General features: G+C 41.4%; 19 protein-coding genes. 18 read left to right on the top strand and 1 reads right to left on the bottom strand.

Annotated features, from left to right (window positions below; genetic code table 11):
• Positions 1-35: 35 nt before the first annotated feature.
• From DWZ33_RS06320 to rlmH, 16 genes are all read left to right on the top strand, one after another.
• Positions 36-1,535: an FAD-dependent oxidoreductase gene (locus DWZ33_RS06320; RefSeq protein ID WP_118454208.1), complete on the top strand. Its 1,500-nt coding sequence runs from the start codon at positions 36-38 to the stop codon at positions 1,533-1,535.
• 43 nt (positions 1,536-1,578) lie between these two features.
• Entirely contained in the window at positions 1,579-3,483 is a 1,905-nt protein-coding gene (locus DWZ33_RS06315) for an AAA family ATPase (RefSeq protein ID WP_118454207.1), read from the top strand.
• A 320-nt stretch (positions 3,484-3,803) separates the two neighbouring features.
• Positions 3,804-4,478 (top strand): MmcQ/YjbR family DNA-binding protein, encoded by a 675-nt coding sequence (locus tag DWZ33_RS06310; protein ID WP_182425550.1) that lies wholly within the window; start codon positions 3,804-3,806, stop codon positions 4,476-4,478.
• A gap of 24 nt (positions 4,479-4,502) precedes the next feature.
• Positions 4,503-5,141, top strand: coding sequence for a 2-C-methyl-D-erythritol 4-phosphate cytidylyltransferase (ispD, locus tag DWZ33_RS06305; protein WP_118454205.1), 639 nt, complete (start codon positions 4,503-4,505; stop codon positions 5,139-5,141).
• A gap of 56 nt (positions 5,142-5,197) precedes the next feature.
• Positions 5,198-5,905 (top strand): polysaccharide deacetylase family protein, encoded by a 708-nt coding sequence (locus DWZ33_RS06300; RefSeq protein ID WP_118454204.1) that lies wholly within the window; start codon positions 5,198-5,200, stop codon positions 5,903-5,905.
• 164 nt (positions 5,906-6,069) lie between these two features.
• Positions 6,070-6,357, top strand: a complete 288-nt coding sequence (gene rpsF / locus DWZ33_RS06295) for a 30S ribosomal protein S6 (RefSeq protein ID WP_022937236.1) — start codon at positions 6,070-6,072, stop codon at positions 6,355-6,357.
• Between the two features lie 12 nt (positions 6,358-6,369).
• Entirely contained in the window at positions 6,370-6,837 is a 468-nt protein-coding gene (gene ssb, locus DWZ33_RS06290; protein WP_022937235.1) for a single-stranded DNA-binding protein, read from the top strand.
• 24 nt (positions 6,838-6,861) lie between these two features.
• Entirely contained in the window at positions 6,862-7,092 is a 231-nt protein-coding gene (rpsR, locus tag DWZ33_RS06285; RefSeq protein WP_022937234.1) for a 30S ribosomal protein S18, read from the top strand.
• 54 nt (positions 7,093-7,146) lie between these two features.
• Positions 7,147-8,073 carry a DUF2232 domain-containing protein gene (locus DWZ33_RS06280; RefSeq protein ID WP_110370643.1) on the top strand — a complete coding sequence of 309 codons (927 nt, stop codon included), beginning with the start codon at positions 7,147-7,149 and terminating at the stop codon, positions 8,071-8,073.
• Entirely contained in the window at positions 8,051-10,030 is a 1,980-nt protein-coding gene (locus DWZ33_RS06275) for a GGDEF domain-containing protein (protein WP_022937231.1), read from the top strand. The genes DWZ33_RS06280 and DWZ33_RS06275 overlap by 23 nt, the downstream gene beginning before the upstream one ends.
• Positions 10,008-10,457, top strand: a complete 450-nt coding sequence (rplI, locus tag DWZ33_RS06270) for a 50S ribosomal protein L9 (RefSeq protein ID WP_022937230.1) — start codon at positions 10,008-10,010, stop codon at positions 10,455-10,457. The genes DWZ33_RS06275 and rplI overlap by 23 nt, the downstream gene beginning before the upstream one ends.
• A gap of 9 nt (positions 10,458-10,466) precedes the next feature.
• A complete protein-coding gene (gene dnaB, locus DWZ33_RS06265; protein ID WP_022937229.1) occupies positions 10,467-11,813 on the top strand; it encodes a replicative DNA helicase in 1,347 nt (448 codons plus the stop codon).
• Positions 11,814-11,825: 12 nt separating this feature from the next.
• On the top strand, positions 11,826-13,349 hold the full coding sequence (locus DWZ33_RS06260; protein ID WP_118454203.1) for a peptidoglycan DD-metalloendopeptidase family protein: 1,524 nt from the start codon (positions 11,826-11,828) through the stop codon (positions 13,347-13,349).
• A gap of 2 nt (positions 13,350-13,351) precedes the next feature.
• A complete protein-coding gene (locus DWZ33_RS06255) occupies positions 13,352-14,092 on the top strand; it encodes an MBL fold metallo-hydrolase (RefSeq protein WP_118454202.1) in 741 nt (246 codons plus the stop codon).
• On the top strand, positions 14,092-15,174 hold the full coding sequence (locus tag DWZ33_RS06250; RefSeq protein WP_022937226.1) for a S1C family serine protease: 1,083 nt from the start codon (positions 14,092-14,094) through the stop codon (positions 15,172-15,174). Before DWZ33_RS06255 ends, DWZ33_RS06250 begins: the two co-directional genes overlap by 1 nt.
• Positions 15,171-15,644: a 23S rRNA (pseudouridine(1915)-N(3))-methyltransferase RlmH gene (gene rlmH, locus DWZ33_RS06245; protein WP_118454201.1), complete on the top strand. Its 474-nt coding sequence runs from the start codon at positions 15,171-15,173 to the stop codon at positions 15,642-15,644. The genes DWZ33_RS06250 and rlmH overlap by 4 nt, the downstream gene beginning before the upstream one ends.
• 56 nt (positions 15,645-15,700) lie before the next feature.
• Here the strand turns inward: rlmH and DWZ33_RS06240 are convergent, their stop codons facing one another.
• Complete coding sequence (locus tag DWZ33_RS06240; RefSeq protein WP_118454200.1) at positions 15,701-16,495, bottom strand: histidinol-phosphatase HisJ family protein; 795 nt, start codon at positions 16,493-16,495, stop codon at positions 15,701-15,703.
• Between the two features lie 141 nt (positions 16,496-16,636).
• Between DWZ33_RS06240 and DWZ33_RS06235 the strand changes: the two genes are divergently transcribed.
• Together DWZ33_RS06235 and DWZ33_RS06230 are read left to right on the top strand one after the other, a co-directional pair.
• Entirely contained in the window at positions 16,637-16,885 is a 249-nt protein-coding gene (locus DWZ33_RS06235; protein ID WP_022937222.1) for a FeoA family protein, read from the top strand.
• Positions 16,882-18,240 (top strand): ferrous iron transporter B, encoded by a 1,359-nt coding sequence (locus tag DWZ33_RS06230; protein ID WP_118454199.1) that lies wholly within the window; start codon positions 16,882-16,884, stop codon positions 18,238-18,240. The genes DWZ33_RS06235 and DWZ33_RS06230 overlap by 4 nt, the downstream gene beginning before the upstream one ends.
• Positions 18,241-18,458: the final 218 nt, after the last annotated feature.

Here is an 18,458-nt window from a genome sequence, read left to right as displayed (position 1 = left end):
CTAAAGCTGAAGGTTCAGAAAGGATTTGAAAAAATATGCTAAATCAGGAAAGTATTTGGATCAAACAGGGAAAGAAAACAAATTATCAAACGTTAAATCAAGACATCGGCTGTGATGTTTTAATTGTAGGGGGCGGTATCTGCGGCTTGACAAGTGCCTATTATCTGCGTGATCAAATCAGAAATATAGTGCTTATTGAGGCGGATACCCTTGCTTATGGGGCCAGCGGGCGCAGTACCGGTAAAATCACCTCTCAGCATGGCTGTATTTATTCTAAGCTAATAAAAAAGCACGGCAAAGAAAAAGCTCGGGCGTATTATGATGCAAATGAAGAAGCGATAGCTTCCATCCGCGCTATTGTTGAGGAACATGAACTTGACTGCGGACTCTGTGAAAAAGACTCGGTGGTATATTGTATGAGTGTGGATAAAACAAAAGAAATCACGGATGAAATGAATGCGCTTGATGAATTAAAGATTCCTTATGAAATAATCCGTGAGGGTGAATTAGCAAATGTCAGACTGGGAATTCGTTTTAAGCATCAGGCTGCCTTTGATCCATATCGTTATTGTAAGGGATTGGCCAAGGTTTTAAAGGACAGCGGTGTGCATATCTATGAACATTCACCCGCGGCTGCATTTGAAGATCACTGTGTCATTGTAAACGATCATAAAATTACTTATAAGCAGATGATTCTGGCTACTCAGTTTCCTTTAACTGATCCAATGCATAAATACGCTGTCTGCATGTCACCTTACCAAAGTGCGTTAGCTGCCTATGACATGGCTGAACCATTAAAGGATCAGTTTATTTCTGTTGATGAACCTACCCGTACCCTGCGTACCTTTAATACTGAAAATGATACGCTGCTGCTGGCCGGCGGTTTTGAACATCGCAGTGGAATTGATACAGTGAAGATGATGCGTGAGTTGATGCATTGCCTTGATCTTCAGTTTCATCAGGAGCCTTTATGTATGTGGACATCTCAGGATTATGTATCTGCCGATTATCTGCCGCTGATCGGTGAATTGTCAGCAGACATTTACTTCGCGTCAGCTTTTAATAAATGGGGAAATACTAACGGTACAACGGCAGGCAAGCTGCTTACCGCGTTGATTCTCAAAGAGAAAAGCATTTATGCTGACTTATTTGATCCAACCCGCTCCACCTTGTTTATGAATACCAAAATCATCAATGAAAATCTGAAAACAGCGAATGAATTTATAACATCAAAACTGATGCAGACAAAACAGCTGCTGCCGGAAAAGGATGAGGCATGTGTTACTAAGCTTGGCACTCATCCCTATGGCCTCTACCGCAGTTTAGATGATGAAATCTACATTGTTGATCTGATTTGTCCGCATATGGGCTGTACTTTGCATTTTAATAATATTGAAAAAACTTGGGACTGTCCTTGCCATGGCTCCCGTTTTAATATTGACGGCACGATCATAAAAGCACCGGCGGTTTCATCACTGTCCTGTGAGAAAATTCATTGGAAAACATTCACTGATTCTGGGAATACTATCAAATAGTGAGTGCTTCTCACATAGAATACATTGGTAGGAGGTGGCATGGATGCACAGAAACTACGATGAACAAGTAGAACGGGTTCTGGAACATGCGAAAAATGTCGCATTAAAGATGGGGAATAATTATGTAGGCAGTGAACATGTTTTAATGGGGATACTCAGTGAAGAAGAGAGTGAATTGAAATCCTATCTGGAAAATCGCTGTGTGGATTATGACATGCTTTATGAAGATTGCAAAGTCCTGTTTGGACTTCAGGATAATAATGATCATGAAATCGGCAATACACAAATCGTTGATGAAATATTAAGTGAGGCGCTTAGACTTTCAAGAGATCAGGGATTGCATAAGATTAATCTGCATACTTTATCCTGCGCCTTATTGGAAACACCGCGCTGTGTAGCAATTGAATTATTGATTCGTTATGAAATTGATATGGATGATTTATTGAATACCTTAAATCATACGGATGAGTTAAGTAATATTGTTGAACTAGTTAATATCAATAAAGCGAATAAAAATCCGCATGTAGTCGGCCGAGACAATGAAATTGATTTAATTTTAAACATTCTCTGCCGTAAAGAAAAGGCGAACCCGCTGCTGATTGGTGAAGCGGGTGTCGGTAAGAGCGCAATCGTTGAAAAGATAGCCGGGATGATTGAAGAACATCAGGTGCCTGCCTTATTAAAAGGGTATACGATCTATGAATTAAATCTGAATTCATTAGTTGCCGGCACTAAATATCGCGGTGATTTTGAAGAGAAGCTTGAAAATATTATCAAGGGTGTGGAAAAGAATCCCAAGACGATACTATTTATTGATGAGGTGCATCAGATTATTGGTGCCGGTAAAGCCGAGGGTTCCATTGATGTATCCAGTGTTTTGAAGCCCTATTTGGCAAGAGGGCGGATCAAGTGCATCGGCGCTACAACGATTCATGAATATGAGCGGTTTATTGAAAAGGACAGAGCCTTGGCAAGACGTTTCCAAACGGTAATGATCAATGAACCGGATATGGATAAATGTATCCGCATGGTAGAAGCTAAGCTGCATGATTATGAACAATTTCACCATGTGCAGGTAGAACCTTCGCTGGCCCGGCAAATGGCAGAGTTAACGCAGATTTATCTGCCGGAAAAGAAACTGCCTGACAAGGTGTTTGATGTCTTGGATCTTTCCTGTGTCAGCGCGTCAAGAGAGGGCAGAGCGGTAACGCTGGCTGATGTGGAGAAAAGTATTGAGCAGCTCTCTAATATTCCTTTCAGCAGTGAACAGAAGCTGAAGGCTGTGGAAGAAGGTCTGCGTTCAGCCCTGCATGGTCAGGAAAATGTGATTCAGGCATGTCTTGAACAGCTTGCCCTGCGGACTTCGGCTTCCATGGATAAACCAGCGGTCTGGTTTTTAAATGGCAAAAAGGGAACCGGCAAGAGCAGCTTTATTCATGCGTTGAATGAACATTATTTTCATCAAAAGGAAATTCTTGAAATTGACTGCCTGAATTTTGATGCGACAATGGAAATTGTAGCCTCAAAACTAAAACAGAAGCCGCTTTCTAGTGTGGTGATTGAAAATATTCAGGAAGCTTCGCTAGCCTTAAAGGAAAAATTATTTGCGGCTTTTGATAAGGGAATTCTTTTATTTAATCATGAAAATGTACAGCTGAAGCATGCTTATTTATTAATTGTCGGCTATTTTCCAAAAGAAGGCAGTGCTTTTCTAAAAGAAAAACAACGCAGCGGTCTGCGTTATGAACTTGAAAATGCGGTTGATGAATTTTTTGAATTTGAAGAATTAAATGATGAAATCAAGATGCAGATTCTTACTGATAAGGTAGGTACGAAAGCGAAGGATGTTAATTTATTAACCATCGTGCAGTCTACCTCAACCATCGATGAAGCTGAACGTAAAATACGCAAACAACTGCATGCAATTGCTTCTAATCAAACAGCATAAAGAAACAACGCCAGATTTATTATTGGCGTTGTTTTAACTTAATTCCATTCATTAACGGTCATGAAGATTGAGACATCTTATACAAATTAAACAGAATTTGAATTTATTTTTCTAATAGTTCCAGAATAACTGCATTTAACTTTATATCAGAAAATCAATATGAAAATCAATATTTTATTGACTGTAATCGATAAAATAAAGCATATTAAATCAATTGTATAAGCAAAGAATGAACAGGCATGACGTCATTAAAAGCATAGTAATGTTTGTCTCCTTATGATAAAATGAAGAAAAATAACATCATATGTAGGGAGCAGTGTATGAGTAATCTAATTAATAGTATCTTCAAAAATAAAAAGGTAAATCTATCCAAGCTTGAACCCTTTGGTTTTGTGTTGACTGAAACAGGCTATGTGTTTAATCAGAATTTAAAGGATTGTGAGCTGAAATTAATCATTTGGATATCTATGTCGGGTGAGCTTTCCGCAAAGGTTTTGGATGCTTATTCTGAGGAACCGTATACCCTGCATTTGACAGAGGGAGCGGCCGGCAGTTTTGTGGGGAATGTTAAAAGTCAATATGAAGAGATTCTGCTGTCTCTTGCCGAGCAATGCTATGAACCGGATGTTTTTCATATGAGCCAGGCGCTTGAAGTGATTGAGCATGTGCATAATACTTATGGTGATGAATTAGAGTTTTTGTGGAAAAAGTCTAAGAGTGCTGTATGGCGGCGTAAGGATAATAATAAATGGTACGGGGTTATGCTTTCTATCACGAAGCGTCAGCTGGGGCTGGATGGGGATGATTTGATAGAAATCATTGATCTGAGAATTCAGCCGGAGGAATTAGAGAGCTTGGCGGATCATCAATATTATTTTCCGGGTTATCATATGAATAAAAAGCACTGGCTAACGATTATTCTTGATGATTCAATCGACCTTGATGAGATAAAACAAAGGATAGCAAAGAGTTATCGGTTAGCAGCTTTAAAATAAGGAATGCTTGATTAGGAGGTTTTTATGAAATATTCGGCCATGATTTTAGCGGCTGGCAGCGGACAGCGCTGCGGCCTTGGTTATAATAAGCTGCTTTATCGTTTTGAGGACGGTGAAACAATTCTTGAAAAAAGTGTTAGAGCTTTTGAACGTCAAGCTGACTGCGAACAGATCATACTTGTAATCAGTGAAGGTGATGAGGAAATTATTCGTTCATTATTCGGCAATCGTGTTGAGTATGTGTATGGCGGTGCTTCGCGTCAGGACAGCTCGCTGAATGGCTTGGCGGCAGTGTGTTATGATTATGTTATGATTCATGACGGCGCCCGTCCTTATGTCAGTGATGAGGAAATTCAGGCATGTGCTGAACGCTTAGAAACGTGTGATGCCTGTCTTTTAATGGTGCCTGCCAAAGATACGATCAAGGTTGTGGAAAAAGGTCAGGTGATGTCAACGCTTAAGCGTGAATCATTGATGATCGCGCTGACTCCGCAATGTTTTAAAACAGCGTTAATTAAAGAATGCACACAAAAGGCTAAACGTGACGGCGCTGTGGTTACTGATGACGCTTCAATTGTCGAAATGTATGGCGATAGACCGGTTGAGGTTGTGTGCGGCAGTTATGCTAATATTAAGATAACTACACCCGATGATTTAAAGTAGTCATTCAGCGTTTTCATGATTTCATCCTTCATCGCATAGAGTATAGTGGTGAGAGTATGAAACGGATAAAACGCAAATTAATGAATGTAGGCATCGTTATGCTGTCGTGTCTTTTGGCGGTGCTTTTTAATCAGCAGGTTACACCGGTCAGCGAAGAGGCAGAGAAAATTGTCGCCCTGACTTATGATGATGGCCCGAGCAAGGTTTCCACAGCCGCTCTTTTGGAAGTTTTAGAGAAGCATGGCGCGCATGCGACTTTTTTTGTGAATGGCAATCATGCCTTGGAAAATAAAAAATTGATCAGCGCAATTGTTGAACAGGGCAGTGAGATTGGCAATCATACACTGGATCATGTATGGCTGAGTAAGGTTGATGAGGCTGAAGCTTTGCGGCAGGTAATCGGCAATGAACATTTGCTGCGCTTTCTCAGCGGTCAAGAGGGAATCATGCCGCTCAGACCGCCCTATGGTGATATTAATCAAACCATTCTTGATCAGTTTAACTTGCCGATTGTCTTATGGAGCGCTGATTCCCGTGATTGGGAGGTGCAGGATGTGGAGCGGATCAAAGCAAACGTCTTATCAGAAATTGAAGACGGCGGCATCATTATCATGCATGACGGCTATGAAACCAGCGTACAGGCCACCGATGAATTGCTGGCCCTGTTAACCGCTCAAAACTACCGTGTCGTCTCAGTATCTGAGCTGTTTGCGCTGAAACATCAAAGCATGCCGCTGCATGAAAAAATAAAAACCTGCAAATAAGGAATAAAAGTGAAAAAATGCCTGAAAATAGGGAATTTATTCATTTTTTTCTTTACAAAGTGCTCAGGTTTTGTTATTATACTAAATACGGGTAGATATGTCTAATATTTACTCCTTGCTCATCAGTGAGTGGTGAGCCAATAGACCACAAGGAGGTGTACACCATGAGAAAGTACGAAATTATGTACATTTTAAAAGCTAATCTTGAAGAAGCAGCTCGTCAGGAAGTTGTTAACGGACTGCACGCTATCATCACAAGCCACGAAGGTACAATCGACAATGTTGATGATTGGGGAATTAAAGAATTCGCCTACGAAATCGACGGTGACATGAAAGGATACTATACAGTGTTAAAGGTAACTGCAACAACTGAAGGTGTTCAGGAATTTGATCGTTTGTCTCGCATCAACAACAACGTTGTTCGTCACATGATTATTAAGCTGGAAGCTTAATAATTTAAGACAATGATCAATCGTGTTGTATTAGTGGGTCGAATTACTAAAGACCCAGAATTAAGAAAGACTCAGTCAGGACTTTCCACTGTTTCATTTACGGTTGCCTGCAACCGCCGTTTCACAAGTCAAGGACAGGAGCCGCAGGCTGATTTCATCAACTGTGTCGCATGGCGGCAGACGGCTGACTATATGGCTAACTATGTGAAAAAAGGTGCATTGTTGGGTGTTGAAGGAAGAATTCAGACACGCAATTATGAAGATCAGACAGGTAAACGCGTTTATGTGACAGAAGTTGTCTGTGACAGTGTTCAAACTTTAGTAAGAAGCAATACTGAGGGACAGAGCAATTATCAGCCGTCATATCAGGCTTCTGCTCCGGCAGATAACAGCGGTTATACACCGGACAGTCCTACTAGCTATGACAATGATTTTTCAACTGAAACATTAGATATTGCAAGTGATGATTTACCATTCTAGGTAAATAGAAAGGAGATTTCTACCATGGCATTTAAGAAACAACGTATGGGACGCAAAAAAGTTTGCTACTTTACTAAAAACAAAATCGAAACAATCGACTACAAGGATACTGAATTATTAAAACGTTTTATTTCCGCTAACGGAAAAATTATTCCAAGACGTGTAACAGGTACTTGTGCTAAATATCAGCGTATGCTTGCTACTGCTATCAAGCGCGCTCGCCAAATGGCTTTACTGCCTTACGTAGCAGACTAATACAAACAGCCTCCGTCAATGAATGATGGAGGTTTTATTCTTTAGGAGGGTCTTATGCATCAGAGTGAAACACGTAAAATTACAGAAGGCGCAATGATGGTTGGCATGATCGGTCTGATTCTTTTTCTTAATCGTCAAAGTGCCGGTATCTTAGAAAGTACATTTTATTGGCTGCTGAGTCTGCCGATTCTTGTGTATACGGCAAGGCAGGGACTGCGCTGGGGATTGATTACTTCAGCTGCTATGATGCTGTTAAGCCTGATGCTTTCAACTCCGCAGACGATCTTTTATTTATTTTCATCATTAATCATCGGTTTGTTTTATGGTGCCGGGGTAAGAAAAAAATGGTCAAATCGAATTCTGTTAGGCGGTACATTACTTTTTACTTTTTTTTCTTATCTTATCACTACATTTGTTTTAGCTTCTCTTTTTGGTTATAATATAGGAGAAGAATTGCAGGGAATCATTGAATTTCTGGAATTACTGAATGTCAATCAAATCATTCCCCTGGGAAATCTGGCAATGCTAGCGTCACTTGTGCTGTTTGCGGCCATGGTTGTCATGCAAAGTCTCTGTGTTCATTTACTTGCGATTTTAATTCTAAAGCGTTTAAAAGTCGAAACGAATACGCCAAAATCATATTTTGATTTACGTCTGCCGGCATGGGCGGCTGTCTTAGCAGCTGTTTTAATGATTATGAGCAAGGGTGTTGAATATGTACCGGTAGATGAATCAGCTGCAACTGTTATATTGGCGCTGAGCATCACGGCGATGGTTATCTATCTTGCTTATGGCATCAGTGTGGCAATGTGCTTCATGCATGTGCTGGGTAAACAGAAATATATGGTTTTGCTTGTTTTAGCGGTAATGATACCGCTGTGTTATCCGTTTTTAATCGGCTTAGGTTTTTGGGATAGCTTTGCCGATATCAAAACCAAACTAAAAAGAGGTGAATTTAATGGACCGTCTGGAAAACTTTAAAATACAAATTATCATCATTCTGGCAGCGGAAGCTGTACTGAACGGACTCTTATATTTCTTTGGCTTTTCATCCATGGGTATTGTTTTTACCGCATGTCTGTTATTTAATGCGATGCTGATCGTATGGGTGATAGTTCGTTATGAAAGAGATAAAAAGAATCGAGATATCGATATTTCACGCGTATTGGGACGCGATGCCAAGGATGCGCTGATTTTTGGTAAGACGGGAATCATCATTTATGATGAACAATATAATGTGACTTGGATCAATGATTTTCTTGAGGAAAAAGGCATCAATTTGATAGGGAAACGGCTTTCTAACTGGAATCCGATTTTAAATGATCTGTTTACCGGCGATGTCGATGTCGTAAAAATCAAGGATGAGGACAGTGTCTATGAGATTACCCGCAAGGAAGATGCCCAAGTTTTATATGTAAAGGATATTACTGAATTTGATACGATTAATTCTAAATATCAAGAGGAACGGCTTGTTTTAGGGTTGATGCATCTTGATAATTACATGGATATTTCACAGTATGAGGATGAAGCAAAAATATCGCTGATGAATTCAACACTGCGTCAGCCGCTTGTTGAGTGGGCGAAAAAATACGGCATGGCAACCCGCCGTCTGCGCTCTGATCGCTATTTAGTGATTCTTGATGAACAAATATTTGCGGAGATATTAAAAGATAAGTTTAGTATCTTAAATTTAGTGCGCAATAATGCGACGGCAAACGGTGTGGCAGTAACGCTGTCCATGGCCTTTGCCAGAGGCAGCAGTGATCTTCAAATGCTGGATACGATGGTCAATGATTTGCTGGAGCTGGCGCAAAGCCGCGGCGGCGATCAGGTGGCAGTCAAGGTATATGGCGGTGACGTAAAATATTACGGCGGTAATTCTGAGGCACAGGAGAAGCGCAGCCGGGTTCGTGTCCGGGTAATGGCACAGGCAATCAAGGAAGCGATTCTTGATGTGAAGCGGGTATTTATCGTAGGCCATAAGAATATGGATTTTGACTGCATGGGTTCTTGTTTATGCATGAGCCGTATCTGCGCGGCAAATGCCAAAGAGGTCTATATCGTGTCTGAAAGCGGCGGTATTGAACCGCAGCTGGATAATGCGATGCATGTGTATGCGCCGGTATTAAATGATCGGCATCATTTTATTACTGAAGAAGAGGCAATGAATATCGCATCAAAGGATGATTTGGTGATTGCTGTGGACTTCCACAATCCGAATCACTGCAATGCCCCTCAGATTTTGAATTTTGTTGATAAGGTAATTGTCATTGATCATCATCGACGTTCAGAAGCCTTTATTGATAACCCATTATTGGTCTATGTCGAAACCTCGGCTTCCTCAGTCAGCGAGCTGGTGACGGAATTTATTCCTTATTCATCAAGCCGTTTGGATCTCAGTGAGGCGGAAGCGACAATCATGTATCTAGGTATTCTGATTGATACGAATCGGTTTAAACAGCGCACGGGTTCACGGACCTTTGAAGCGGCAGCAGCCCTTAGAAAAATGGGCGTTGATCCAATTGAGGCTGAAAATCTTCTGAAAGAAGACTTTATTGATTTTGAAGCTAAGACAAATATCATGAAATATGGTAAACTTGTGTTTGGCAATATGATTGTAGCGGCAGTTGATAATAATGAAATTATTTCACGCACGATGATGAGTCAGGTGGCTGATTATCTGTTGAATATTAAGGGTATTGAAGCAAGCTTTGTCATAGCGAAGACGGCAGAGAATGTGGTGGCTGTATCGGCTCGTTCACGCGGTGTAGTCAATGTGCAGCTGATTATGGAAGCGATGCATGGCGGCGGTCATTTTACGGCGGCGGCCTTGTCACGCGATGACACAAGTGTAGCGGCAATCAATGAGGAATTGATGGCTACAATTAAGAAGAGTACAGAGGAGGAAAACGAAAATGAAAGTAATCTTACTGAGTGATGTTAAAAAGGTTGGCAAAAAAGGAGACATGGTTGAAGTCTCTGACGGTTATGGCCGTAACTTTCTGATTCGTCAGCATTTAGCGGTAGCAGCTACTGAGCGCAGCAAGGAAATCCTTGCCAACCAGCAGCATGAACAGGCGCTGGAGGAAGCGGCTTTAGAAGCTAAGGCTAAGGAAATTAAAACTGAACTGGAAGGCTTAACGCTTGAGTTTAAGGTGAAAACCGGTGCCGGCGGCAGAGTGTTTGGTTCAGTGAGCACAAAGCAGATCGTTGAAGAGCTGCGTAAGAAGAACATTAATTTAGATAAGCGTAAATTTATTGATACGGATGCGATTTCTTCACTGGGAATTACTTATGTGAAGGTTGATTTATATCGCAATCAGGTAATTGGCTCAATTAAAGTTCATGTTTCTGAACAACAATAGGACAGGGATATGAATAACAATCAGGTTCGTCAGCTGCCTCACTCATTAGAAGCGGAACAGGCAATATTGGGTGCGATGCTGATTTATCCTTCAGTCATCCGTGATGTGGGTGACCAGGATCTTGTAAAAGAAGATTTTTTCTTAGATCTGCATCAGCGGATCTTTTCAGCGATGATGCATTTGGTTGACAATGGCAAACCGGTTGACGCGATGGGTTTGATTACCCGGCTGCAGGATACCGGCGAGCTGAATTTGGTCGGTGGTGCCGATTATATCCTGAAGTTAAGTGATACAGCGGTAACGAGTGCCAATAGTATTTACTACATTGAAATGATTAAAAACCGCGCGCATATGCGCCGGCTGATTGAAACTGCGGAACAGATTGCTGAAGAAGGGTTTGACTCGGCGAGTGAGCTTGACGAAATCATGGATAAGGCCGAAAAAGAGATACTGGAAGTAACTCGTTCACGGCGGACTACTGATTTTAAGAGCAGCAAACAAGTCGTGAATGAAGTTATCAACGAGGTTATTAAGCTGCGTGACGCTAAAGGCGGTGTAACAGGAATTAAAACGAACTATCATGTGCTGGATAATATCACCAATGGTTTCCAGCGGGGTGATTTGATTATTTTAGCGGCCCGTCCTTCAATGGGAAAGACAGCATTCGCGCTTAACCTTGCATTAAATGCGGCTTTGCTTAATCCAGGGGCAATCGCAATCTTCTCACTGGAAATGCCCGCCGAACAGCTGATGAAACGTATCCTGTCTGCCAAAGGCAGGGTAGAGGGTAATAAGCTGCGTACCGGTTTCTTAAATAATGATGAATTTAATAAGCTCTCAGAAGCGGCGAATGAAATCATGGCATGTAAATTATTTATCGATGACAGCGCTGTGGTAAAGATGGGTGACATCTTCTCTAAATGCCGTAAATTAAAATCTGAACATGGTTTAGATCTTGTTGTCATTGACTACCTTCAATTAATCAGCGGTAATTCAAGAGGCAGTTCCGATAACCGACAGCAGGAAGTATCCGATATCTCACGTGCCCTGAAGGCATTGGCCCGTGAGCTAGAGGTTCCGGTTATCGCACTGTCACAATTATCGCGTAGTGTTGAATCGCGTCAGGATAAACGTCCGATGTTATCCGATTTGCGTGAATCCGGCGCCATCGAGCAGGATGCCGATATTGTTATGTTCCTGTATCGTGACGAATACTATAACCGGGATAAAGACCCGGATAATACAGAACCTGACCGCACTGAAATTAATCTTGCCAAGCATCGTAACGGTGCTACGGGACAGGTTGAGTTAGCTTTTGATAAATCATATAACGCATTTTATAACTATAACGAATAAAGGAGGAACGGCATGAAAAAACAACTGATTTTGATAGTTTCACTAGCATTTGTCAGTATTCTGCTGGCCTTCTTTTATCCTAAATTTGGGATCATCAATGCCATTCCTGATGAAGATGCCGCGGCTCAGCTGGCTCAGGATGCTATCATTCCTCAAAAAGTAATTGAGACTTTCAGTGAGGAACAGAGCGTTTATACAGTCTATTACAAAGACCGTCAGCTGGGGATTATTACCGATCAAAGCAAGCTTGACAGCTTTTTAAATCAGGTTTATGAGGAACGGTATAAGGATGAGTTCCCGGATTCAAAGGTAGGCTTTGGTGAAGATATTCATGTGACGGAATCTTATTCACTCAGCAAGGTTGAGGATAAGGATGATGAAATCATTGCTTATATTGATGAAAATGATTTATTCTCAATCATGGGATATAAGGTAGAATTCTCAAATGGCAGTGTTGTTTATGTTCAAGATCCTACGGAATTTTCTAAGGCGCGTGAAGAATTTGTACTGAACTTCTTGGAAAATGAGGGAGTCGATCCTGCGGATACATATTGGAAACTGAATAACTTCCAGAAGCAAACAGTTTACTCAGCCAAAAATGCCCGTGATATCAGCTATCGCTTTGAAGAAACTGCTGAAATCACTGAAAAATTCGTACCGATTGAAAAGCTTTTAAAAAGCTATGATGAATATTTGACATGGCTTTATTATGGCTATGATTATGAACCGAGTTATACAACGGTTGATGAATATGACACTGTACAGTATATTGCATTGAAAGCAGGAATATCATCACGTTCATTAATTGCTTTAAATCCTGATTTATTAAAATCAGAGACACAAATATTACAGGCAGGGATGCAGCTTAACGTTTCTAAGGTAAACTCACCGATCAATGTTGAGGTGGTTAAGGAAGTAATGCGTGAAGAAATCGCGTTCCCAGGTGAAACGGAATATATTTATGATCCTACACTGCGTGAAGGAATTACGCAGACAGTTCAAGAATACAAAGAAGGTAAGAAGAATGTCTTGCGCCGGGTTACAGAAGTAAATGGTATTGAAACCGAGGTAGAAACAATTTCAGAATTGATTACCGAATATCCTGATCATGCGATCGTTCGTATCGGTACAATGGTTATTCCAAGTATCGGCAGCGGCTCTTTCCGTTGGCCGGTGGATAATCCTACAGTTACCTGCGGCTGGAACTGTTACTATGGACACACTGCGATTGATATTCAAAATATGTATGACCATTATGGCAACGTCTACGCGGCTGACCGCGGTGTTGTTGAAGAAAATTCATATAATGGCATCAATGGCAACTACATGGTTATCAACCATAACAATGGCTATCGTACTTATTATGGTCATATGAATGTACCGGGCTTCTGGCCGGTGGGCACGGTTGTGGATAAAGGTGAGATAATCGGTCAGATTGGTCAGACAGGTCTTGCATTTGGGCCGCATGTCCATTTTGAAGTCCGAACCGGCGGTTATGGCACAAGCTTATATACGTGTCAATTCTTGGGGTGCTGACGATGAAATTTTCAATGTTAGCCAGCGGTTCTAAAGGGAATTGCTGCGTAGTAGAGAATAAGGATTCACGCATCGTTATCGATTGCGGAACAACGAAGAAATATTTAAACAGCAGTTTTAATGAAATCGGTATTGATCCGCATGCGGTAGATGGTTTATTGATTACTCATACACATAAAGATCATATCGCGGCTATAAAGCTGTTTGAGGGAATTGATACCTATGCGGAAGAAGATTTAGGCATCATGAATCAAAAAATTATTCATCCTGATGATGAGTTTACTATTTCAAGTATACATGTACGCTGTATCCGTTTAAGCCATGATGCGGCGTGCATGGGTTATCTTTTAGAAGATGAAGAATCAAGATTAGTCTATGTAACTGACACAGGATATTTTAAAGAAGAATACTATCCGCTGTTATGCAACGCGGATGATTATATTTTTGAAAGCAATCATGATATCGGTATGCTGATGAAAACATCGCGTCCAGCTTATGTCAAGCAGCGCATTATTCAGGATAACGGCCATCTTTGCAATGAAGACAGTGCCAAGCATCTGGCTAATCTGATTGGTGAGCGCACTAGGGAAATCGTATTGGCACATCTCAGTGAGGAAGGCAATTCACATGAGCGGGCGCTTACCGTCTTAGAAGAGACACTTTTAAGGGAACAGCGAATGAAGGAAAATTTAAAGCTGCGCGCCGCTAAACAACATGAGGTACTTACAGGAGGCAGACGCTGATGAAAAAACTGACCGCTTTGATTCTTGTTTTGTTGATCGCATGGAATGGGGTATTGACCTATCAGCTGATTGAATTAAAAAATCAGCCGGTACCAGTAGTCAATACACCCAATAATACCACCGTCAATCAGATGGTAACCTCAGTAACAACGGATTTAAGCGAACTGGTAGCCAAGGTTGAAAATCGGGTTGTCGGTATTACTGCCCGTCTTTACAATGGCACATCAACAGGCAGCGGTGTCATTACCTATGCGCAGGATGGCACTGTCAAGATTGTGACAAATAACCATGTGATTGAGAATGCTTCGGAAATCGTTATCAGCTATGGTGACGGTCAGACAAGTGTCGCGGAAGTAATGGGGGCTGATGCGATCAGCGATCTTGCCTTACTTAAAACCACTGTTGATTTCACAGTCGAAGCGATGCCGTTTGGTGATTCAGATTTAGTGAAAAAGGGAGAGCCGGTCATTGCCATTGGTTCGCCGCTTTCATTAAATTATCAAGGCACCGTGACGGATGGTATTATTTCCGGTGTAAATCGTTCAGTTGACATTGATTTAGATGGCAATGGTACAGCCGATTGGCAAATGATTGTCCTGCAAACCAATGCCGCGATTAATCCTGGCAATTCAGGCGGGGCATTAGTCAATATGGCTGGTGAATTGATCGGTATCAATTCAATGAAAATTTCTTCCGTAGAGGGAATTGGCTTTGCGATTCCGGTCAATGAAGTTGTTCCAATCATTCGTCAATTAGAAGAATACGGCAAGGTGGTGCGGCCTAATCTGGGCATCAGTGCTGCGGATCTGAGTGAGCTATCAGCCTATGAACGTTATATTTATCGTATCAGCTATGAGGATGAGCAACAAAGCGGCCTGTATATCACACGTGTGCTACAAAATTCACCGGCCGAAAAAGCAGGTCTATTAGTTGGTGATATTCTCGTTCAATTTGATGGCGTTGAAATCACATCCTTTAAACAATTCAGAGCCTTGCTTTACAGCCGTCAGGTAGGCGATGAAATCACGCTCAACATTATCCGTGATAATGTGGAAAAAGCGATACAGGTGGTGCTGGGATGAAGCTGATAACAGTTGGCAAATTAAAGGATAAGGCACTGACTGCTTTAGTTGATGAATATGTGAAACGTCTGAAGCCTTATGAAAAGGTTGAAATACTTGAGGTTGCGGATATGATGGCACCGGAAAGCAATTCCGATGCGCAAAATGAACAGGTTAAAAAAATTGAAGGCGAACGTGTACTTTCTAAAATCAAAGAGAATGAATATGTAATTTTACTTGATCTTTGGGGAGAAAGTATCAGCAGTGAACAGCTGGCCGCCAAAATCGAAAAAATCTATACTTATCAATCAAGCAATCTTACCTTTGTCATCGGCGGTTCATTGGGCTTAAGTCCTGAATTAGTAAAAAGGGCGGATTTCAGGTGGAAACTGAGTGACTGCACATTTACGCATCAGATGGTTCGAGTATTAGTTTTAGAACAATTCTATCGGGCAACAATGATTAATCGTCATATGCCCTATCATAAATAAAAACTATATCAAGCATGACGCTGTCTGTTGTCTGCTTGATATAGTTTTTTTCTTATTTATAACGGCAATTCCATGGGGGTGCGCTTTTTAAATATTGTAAGAGTGTCAAAGCCGCACGATTTCAGCAGCCTTTTGGTTTCTTCAAAGCCGATGCCTAATTGTTCAGGCTTATGAGCGTCAGAACCAAGGGTGATTCGATGACCGCCTAATTCACGATATCTTTTTAGGATTTCCAGTCTTGGATTTGGCTGGTTGAGTCCGTATTTAAAACCACCGCTGTTTACTTCCAGCGCTTTGTTTTTCATAATTAAAACTTGTAGAATTTCATCAATGAGGTCACGAACCAGCGCATAATCATAATGCTGTGTCTTTTCATAACGCACTAGATAATCAAGATGAGAAAGACTGTCAAAATCATCAAATTGCTTCACTCGCTGCAGCGTTGCTTCAAAGAATACACGATATCCTTCATCATGCCCCAACTGATCAAAATATGCTGGCTGATAAGGGTCCATGCCTCTTGCGTAATGACAGGAACCTAAAACAAAATCAAATTCATAAGTGTTTAATACTTCATCGATTTCATCTTTCACATGGCTCTGCAGTCCCAGCTCAATCCCAGTCAATATTTCAATTCGATCCGCATAAATTTCCTTTAATTCTGCAAGCCGCTTTTGCTGGGCAGGGATATCTAAAAGAAAACAGCAGTCACCCTCTGGCGCATCAATATCATGATGATCGGTAATACAGATCGTTTCCATGCCCAGTTTGATGGCTCTTTCAATCTGCGCAGTGACAGGCGTCTGTGAATCCCCTGAAAATTCGGTATGTACATGAAAATCAGGCAACATAAAAAATCCTCCTTAATGTTGATATTATAACGCAAAGTATTTAGGTTTTAAATCACAACATAGGCATTTATGGGCATTTTGAAACATTAAGCACTTGGGACATACGTTAAGTGTGAGAAGATTCAGAAAGAAGGAAAGAAAATGCAGAGTTTACAAATACCGCTCAGTAAGCTTGAAAAAGGCGAGAGCGGAAAAGTTCGGCAGCTGAATATCAGCTCTGACCTCAGGCGCCGTCTGCTCGATTTGGGCTGTATAGAAGGCACCCTGATCACATACTTGCAGGCAAGTCCAGCCAATGATCCAATTGCTTATCGAATCCGCGGCAGTGTGCTGGCCCTGAGAAAAGATGTCAGTGATCAGATATTCATTGTAAAGGAGGAAAGCTTATGAGCTTAACAAATCAATCCACAGGTGCGTTCGCCCTTGACCATGAGTTAAAAATTGAAAGAACATCCGCAGACCGGGTTATCGCTATCGGCGGCAACCCCAATGTCGGCAAAAGTACGATCTTTAATTCATTGACAGGGTTGAATCAGCACACCGGCAACTGGCCCGGTAAAACCGTTGTCAACGCCCGCGGCAGCTATCAGTATAAGGGTAAAAATTTCATCTTGGTGGATATTCCGGGGACTTATTCATTGATGGCTAACTCACAGGAAGAAGAGGTTGCCCGTGATTTTATCTGTTTTGGCGATCCGGATGTGACGGTGATTGTTTTAGATGCGACATGCTTGGAGCGCAATTTGAATTTGGTGCTGCAGACCTTGGAAATTACTGATCGGGTTGTTGTCTGTGTCAATCTGCTTGATGAGGCAAGACGGAAGAAAATCAATGTAAATCTGAAAGCCTTGGCTAAATCGCTGCATGTGCCTGTCATCGGCACTAGTGCGGTCAGTGAACAGGGGCTGGACAATTTGATGGAAGAGCTGTATACCTATGCGCCAAGTGAGGAAAAGCTAACAATCACTTACCCGCAGCCAATCGAAGAAGCAATCGCGTCAATTACGCCTCAGCTTGAAGGCCTGCTGGATGAGAAAATCAATGCGCGCTGGACAGCGATTAAGCTATTGGACGGTAATGTTTCACTGCTTGATTCGATTCAAAAATATCTCGGCTTTGATCTGCGCGCGAATGAGGAATTAATGCATGAAGTAAGAAAGGCGAATGCTATTCTTATGCTCCAGCATATTGGCCAGGATCAGTTCAGGGAACTGCTTGTAACCTCATTAGTTGAAAAAAGTGAACAAATTGCCGCGAATTGTGTCATGACCCAAAATCATCAAAGTGACAGCCGAGATCGTAAAATTGATAAGATTTTAACCTCAAAGGCTACCGGTATACCCATCATGATCCTGCTTCTGTGTCTGGTATTTTGGATTACGATCAGCGGTGCCAATGTACCCTCTGAGCTTTTGTCCGGCTTACTTTTCAGCTTTGAAGAACCTTTAAAAAATTTCTTGGCCTTTATGCATTTTCCCTTATGGGCGCAAAGTCTTTTTGCTGAGGGAATGTATCGCACGCTGGCTTGGGTCGTATCCGTCATGCTGCCGCCAATGGCTATCTTTTTCCCTTTATTTTCACTTTTGGAAGACCTTGGTTATCTGCCCAGAGTGGCTTTTAATCTCGATCATGCCTTTAAAAAAGCCGGCGCTTGCGGTAAGCAGGCCTTAACCATGTGGGTAGGGTTTTTTTGGATATCCTGTAAAAAAAGTTTGCAATATAGTTCAACCTGGCATATAATGTGAACAGTGAGTGTGTGAAAACACAATGAGAGGAGGTTATGATCATGAAATTATTTTATAGCTGCAAGACCCGTAATACTAACATCTATAACGCTGAAAACCATGCTTTTATTCATGATAAAAACCGCCTGTCTAAAGATTTTTTCATTTAGCCAGATCATTCATTTTATTCATTAATAGGCATGATGCCTATTTTTTTTATGCTATAAAGGAGGGAAAAT

It is taken from the genome of Dielma fastidiosa (assembly GCF_003475485.1).
GTDB lineage: Bacteria > Bacillota_I > Bacilli_A > Erysipelotrichales > Erysipelotrichaceae > Dielma > Dielma fastidiosa.
The sequence above is the reverse complement of the archived record's forward strand: the minus strand, read 5'-3'. Positions and strand labels throughout refer to the sequence as shown.

Bases quoted from the DNA above. Each gene is read 5' to 3' on its own strand.
- ispD (WP_118454205.1), top strand. From the start codon at position 4,503: ATGAAATATTCGGCCATGATTTTAGCGGCTGGCAGCGGACAGCGCTGC.
- DWZ33_RS06235 (WP_022937222.1), top strand. From the start codon at position 16,637: ATGCAGAGTTTACAAATACCGCTCAGTAAGCTTGAAAAAGGCGAGAGC.
- DWZ33_RS06300 (WP_118454204.1), top strand. From the start codon at position 5,198: ATGAAACGGATAAAACGCAAATTAATGAATGTAGGCATCGTTATGCTG.
- DWZ33_RS06240 (WP_118454200.1), bottom strand. From the start codon at position 16,495: ATGTTGCCTGATTTTCATGTACATACCGAATTTTCAGGGGATTCACAG.
- rlmH (WP_118454201.1), top strand. From the start codon at position 15,171: ATGAAGCTGATAACAGTTGGCAAATTAAAGGATAAGGCACTGACTGCT.
- DWZ33_RS06320 (WP_118454208.1), top strand. From the start codon at position 36: ATGCTAAATCAGGAAAGTATTTGGATCAAACAGGGAAAGAAAACAAAT.
- rplI (WP_022937230.1), top strand. From the start codon at position 10,008: ATGAAAGTAATCTTACTGAGTGATGTTAAAAAGGTTGGCAAAAAAGGA.
- rpsR (WP_022937234.1), top strand. From the start codon at position 6,862: ATGGCATTTAAGAAACAACGTATGGGACGCAAAAAAGTTTGCTACTTT.
- DWZ33_RS06275 (WP_022937231.1), top strand. From the start codon at position 8,051: ATGGACCGTCTGGAAAACTTTAAAATACAAATTATCATCATTCTGGCA.
- dnaB (WP_022937229.1), top strand. From the start codon at position 10,467: ATGAATAACAATCAGGTTCGTCAGCTGCCTCACTCATTAGAAGCGGAA.
- DWZ33_RS06310 (WP_182425550.1), top strand. From the start codon at position 3,804: ATGAGTAATCTAATTAATAGTATCTTCAAAAATAAAAAGGTAAATCTA.
- DWZ33_RS06260 (WP_118454203.1), top strand. From the start codon at position 11,826: ATGAAAAAACAACTGATTTTGATAGTTTCACTAGCATTTGTCAGTATT.
- DWZ33_RS06230 (WP_118454199.1), top strand. From the start codon at position 16,882: ATGAGCTTAACAAATCAATCCACAGGTGCGTTCGCCCTTGACCATGAG.
- DWZ33_RS06315 (WP_118454207.1), top strand. From the start codon at position 1,579: ATGCACAGAAACTACGATGAACAAGTAGAACGGGTTCTGGAACATGCG.
- DWZ33_RS06250 (WP_022937226.1), top strand. From the start codon at position 14,092: ATGAAAAAACTGACCGCTTTGATTCTTGTTTTGTTGATCGCATGGAAT.
- rpsF (WP_022937236.1), top strand. From the start codon at position 6,070: ATGAGAAAGTACGAAATTATGTACATTTTAAAAGCTAATCTTGAAGAA.
- DWZ33_RS06280 (WP_110370643.1), top strand. From the start codon at position 7,147: ATGCATCAGAGTGAAACACGTAAAATTACAGAAGGCGCAATGATGGTT.
- ssb (WP_022937235.1), top strand. From the start codon at position 6,370: ATGATCAATCGTGTTGTATTAGTGGGTCGAATTACTAAAGACCCAGAA.
- DWZ33_RS06255 (WP_118454202.1), top strand. From the start codon at position 13,352: ATGAAATTTTCAATGTTAGCCAGCGGTTCTAAAGGGAATTGCTGCGTA.